At 50.9% G+C, this 4433-nt stretch carries 6 protein-coding genes; 4 read left to right on the forward strand and 2 right to left on the reverse strand.

Features of this window, described 5'->3' with window-relative positions:
• The first annotated feature begins 197 nt into the window (after positions 1-197).
• From V7080_RS24285 to V7080_RS24295, 3 genes are all read left to right on the forward strand, one after another.
• Positions 198-881: a hypothetical protein gene (locus V7080_RS24285; protein WP_334190952.1), complete on the forward strand. Its 684-nt coding sequence runs from the start codon at positions 198-200 to the stop codon at positions 879-881.
• A 48-nt stretch (positions 882-929) separates the two neighbouring features.
• The gene (gene arsN2, locus V7080_RS24290; RefSeq protein ID WP_334190953.1) at positions 930-1361 is read left to right on the forward strand and encodes an arsenic resistance N-acetyltransferase ArsN2; all 432 of its coding nucleotides are present in this window, start codon (positions 930-932) and stop codon (positions 1359-1361) included.
• A gap of 884 nt (positions 1362-2245) precedes the next feature.
• The gene (locus V7080_RS24295; protein ID WP_334190954.1) at positions 2246-2473 is read left to right on the forward strand and encodes a hypothetical protein; all 228 of its coding nucleotides are present in this window, start codon (positions 2246-2248) and stop codon (positions 2471-2473) included.
• A gap of 138 nt (positions 2474-2611) precedes the next feature.
• On the opposite strand, the gene V7080_RS24300 is transcribed toward V7080_RS24295, so the two are convergent.
• A complete protein-coding gene (locus tag V7080_RS24300) occupies positions 2612-2842 on the reverse strand; it encodes a hypothetical protein (RefSeq protein WP_334190955.1) in 231 nt (76 codons plus the stop codon).
• A gap of 171 nt (positions 2843-3013) precedes the next feature.
• Complete coding sequence (locus V7080_RS24305) at positions 3014-3244, reverse strand: hypothetical protein (RefSeq protein ID WP_334190956.1); 231 nt, start codon at positions 3242-3244, stop codon at positions 3014-3016.
• 352 nt (positions 3245-3596) lie between these two features.
• Here V7080_RS24305 and V7080_RS24310 point away from each other — a divergent pair, with 352 nt between their 5' ends.
• Positions 3597-4373: a hypothetical protein gene (locus V7080_RS24310; protein WP_334190957.1), complete on the forward strand. Its 777-nt coding sequence runs from the start codon at positions 3597-3599 to the stop codon at positions 4371-4373.
• Positions 4374-4433: the final 60 nt, after the last annotated feature.

Raw genomic sequence — 4433 nt, forward strand, 5'->3', positions numbered from 1 at the left:
ATCGAGAAGATCGTTGTCTCGCATGAAGTCGATCGTTCTCTGGCATGGGGTCAGACGATACTTGCCATTTCATTCACAATCGCCGACACTCTGACCGTCTCAGCCGATCCCTGATTGGATATGGCGATTGCCGCTGCCATGACGGCCGAACAACGAGATGAATTCCAATCACTAACTGATACGTTAGGAACGAAAAATTGAAGAATATTGTCGTCATCGGTTGTTTGACTTTGGTGATGTTTGGCCTTCAGGATGAATCGAACGCTCAAACCCTGTACCGGTGCGGAAATGCGTATCAGGATCGACCTTGCTCGACAGGAGAGGCGAAGAAAGTGACAGGCGTCGCAGCGAACGATAATGCAAAGAATACGCCTGACGTCGCACACCCTTCCTGCAAACGACTCGGTGCCGAATCATTGAAAATTGCATGGAGGCGCGAGGGTGGGGCTACTTTTGAGCAGGCATTGAGCACGGCCGGAAATTCTTCCGAGAGAAGTCTTGTGGAATCGGTCTATCGCACGAGAGGGACCGCGCCCGAGATCCGGGCAAGGATTGAAAACGAGTGTGTGGCCGAAATGGAGAAGCGCCAACGCCATGCCGCCTTGTTTGAAACTTCGAAGCCAGCAACATCAGGACCTGGAAACGGACAGCCGGCGCTGACTTCTGAATCGACTCCACCGCACTCTGGAAAGACGGTTGTATCCAGTCTGAAAGCAGAAGGTAAGGGAGCGAAAGTGGATGGAACATGTGACCGCTTGGCCAGAACGCTGGAATCAATCAGGTTGCGCCAGCGGGCGGGAGGAAGCATAAGCACCATGGAATCGCTCCGTTCAGATCACGCGGAAATCGAGCAAGAGCAGCGTAAGATCGGTTGCCCGTGATCTGCTGTGTTCTCACTCGGGACATCAATCAAACCACTGTAGATATCCATGCATTTCATGCCGGCGCCGCCTAAAGCGGCTGCAACAACATTGTTGGCTGCATGTGGGCTGCCCACAGAAGACCTGACGGAATTACACTTCCAGCACTTTCTCGGTTTCTGGAATGAGACCGAGTTAGTAGGCGTGGCAGGTGTGGAGTTGTACGGTGCTGCAGGCTTGCTTCGTTCCGTCGCAGTTGCCGAGCATGTCCGCTCTGCCGGATATGGCAAGCGGCTTATCCGGGAAGCCGAACTGTATGCGGCCAGAGAAGGGGTACGTGAGCTTTATCTGCTTACCAGCACCGCGTGTTCTCTATTCGGATCATTGGGGTATGTAGTGCATTCAAGAGATGCGGCCCCGTATGCCATCAAGAAGACCAAGGAGTTTTCGGCCATTTGCCCCGCCAGCGCCGTATTCATGAGCAAGCGTCTTGCTTTCTAATCGTCCCTGACTGAAGGCGATTTTCCAATGTGGTGAGAATTGATTGTTTCTTGTTTGGATAGGGGCGGCTCAATTTAATTGAGGGCGCATGTGTGCGGGATGTTTTGCTGACAGTTCCTTTTTGCGTCGTGAAATCAGCGACTTTGAAAATACCCTCCTGTTTCTTGTTACCCGGGACCGATACTTGAACCGGTAGCTGGATGTCATGGTTGAGCGAGGTAACATTTCATGCACTCATTGCATTGAATGTAGTACATGCGCTACAAGTGTTTTTCATTCCATAATGAATGAAATCGCGTGACTGGAATTTCTTGGCAGAACAACTTAGAGTGTCGACTGTGGTTGGCGCTTTGAGATCAGGGAATGATAAATCCGAATTACGAAAATTTTCTGGCCGCACTGGAGGCATTGTGCAAAGAGCACGGCGTATTGATAGCGACCAGCGGCTATGACATGCTTCAGGTATGGAAACTTGCGGAAGGGGAAGTTCCGATCCATCCGAAATGCATTCAGGATATGACCAAGCCGGGTGCAGGCCTTTCTTAAGGCCAAGCCAGCATTCTGAAATTTCTATTTCAGCTTAAGCTTATATTCGTCCAGGAGATGCAGTTCGCATACTGAACCCCCTGCATTCGACTAATGCTTGCAAGGGCTTCATTCAATATGCGTTCTGCGACAGAGCAAAAAGAACTTCCATTGCCAATCTGCGCTCGCATGCGATGTTCGCCGTGATCAAGTCGTGTTGGAAACGGTAGCTTTTCACTTCAGCGCTTTTGCAGCCAGCCTTCTTTTCTTCGTGCAATCCGGTTAGGCAGTTTGCAAATCGCGAACTGTTTCGGGCAGGCGCTTTCCAATCAACCTGACAACGTTGGCACGGAGGCGATATGACGATGAATACCAGCCAGGCTGCGATCTGGAAACAGATTACGCAAGTGTATGAACAATGGGACCAAGGCGAAAACAGCCTGATGCCGTTATCCGAACTGAATGAAAAGCTTCCTGCCGTCGCGCCAGAGCTGGTGAAGGATGCGGTAATGCAGGCGGCGAACAATCAGGAGGCGGAGTTTGCGAGTGCTGAAAACCAAAGTGCCTTCAAGCCGCTGAGAACCTGATGATTTTGGGCTAGTCGCCTTGCTAGCCAGTCGTTTGTCCGGTTAGCGGCAAGTAGCAAAACCTGGCAGGAATTCAGCAAGCAAAGTTGCACTTGTATTCAAGTCGGACGTTTGACGCAGGAGTGTTTCAGCGCTGCGTCAAACACCACCTTCAGGTCTGTCGCTACTGAACCTGTGCACGATCTCTCGTGCAAGTTCTCGCGCGGTAAGATCATCCGTCTTTTCAACATAGGTCAGTAGCGACTCGATCGCCGTCGCCATCTCCAGGACCGTTGCTGGGTCCACCATGCTGTGGAAAGCATCATTGCCTTCCGGTTGCCCATTCAACGCGTTCGAGCAGGCACTCTTGATTGCTTCCAGCTTTCGCATATGGCTTGTCATAGCCACGATTTTCCATGCGCAGCGGCTCGAAAGGATCGCTATTACGATATGCCTTGATTTTAATCAGAGCCGAAATTACTTTGTAGATCAAAGGCTTGGATAAATTCAGCACAGTTATCCACAAAGTTGATCACAGGAAATGTGTGTAACTCGCCAGAATCAGCAATAGCGTGCTTTCGACAGGATCAGGAGCCATTTTTTAAGTAGGAGCACCTCGATATGACCTGGCTCAATCCCTGTGCTGCAATCGACTACAGGATTGACTCTGTAATAGCGTTTGCGGAAGTCCCGGCAGACAAATATTTCTCTTCTGCCGAAGCGGATAACAAAAGAAGCAGGTGCGTATTCGAGACCGAAACGGGTGCTGAAAGTGTGATTCAGATTTGCCATGGTTACTCTCCTTATTATTTCTTGTAAGCACGAAACAACTGTAATTTAACACAGTACTGTATGAAAAAACAGTAATTAATTCGACCAGTGTTTTGGACCGCTGTTTTGTTTCGAGGCGGCAAACTGTTACGAATTTGAGACCATCGCCTGCTCGATGTCCGAACCTCAACCCGTTTGCAAGGTCGTATGACCGGTATTTGACATGATCGACAAAGCATGTGTCTTGTGTAGGCGGTTACGTTTCGATGAACGTTGAAGGCTTTGATAGACCGGCGACGGATATCGACGCAGAGGGAAGCCGACGCAGGTCGTTATGCTGATGGCGCAAGTCGATTTCAGTAGGTGATATGGAATGAAACAGAAGGAGATTGAGGTGAGTATCCTAGGCGCCATTTTAGGCAAGCGCGAATCGGCGGTCGGGTATCGAACGATAGACGGCGGGCATCCGGCTCCCTATCCGGACATGACCGACGAGCAGCTCTACAACTATGAAATTACGTTTAATGTGCCGAAGAAGACGTTCGATCGGCCACCGGTATCGGCCCGTACATCCCACGTTGAAACGAGAACCGCCGGCACCGGGCGCTATACTGCGTCGGCGCATGCATCCGCTGCCGCGCACGCAGAGCCGGATTTGGATAAAACGCGTCAATTGAATGAAGCCCGTCATACCGAGTCGCCGGCTCGAGACACCGGCTTGAACGATTCGATTTCGCATCCGGAGTCAAAACGGGAGTCGCAGTGGCAAAGCGACACCACTGCCGCTAGCGTTGCACATCCGGAGGTTGCGCCACTTGATCTCACAAAACCGGTACGCACCGTAACGACGAAGCAGCCTGTGGAAATTGTGACCACCAAGGCACGGCATCCCATCTACAAGGTGCACGGTTATATTGGTGACGACAGCGTCATGACGGTTTTTACCCTGGACGGACGACTATCGGAAAACGGTGCGCGCTTTCTCGAAAATTTGCCGGAGCAGAAGCATTTGCATCTGAATATATACGCGAATCCAGATCCGCATGCCAAGGAACGTTATCTGCTCACACAGCACGAAACTGCAGAAGAGGCAGAGACGTCCGCTAAAGAGCACAGGATCACTTGCGTGAAAGTACAGTTCGACTTGTAGTATCCGCTGCCGAATAAACGAGGGGCGGGTTGATGATGAAAGTCAGTCACTTTCATCATC

This window comes from Noviherbaspirillum sp. (genome assembly GCF_036846085.1).
GTDB lineage: Bacteria > Pseudomonadota > Gammaproteobacteria > Burkholderiales > Burkholderiaceae_D > Noviherbaspirillum.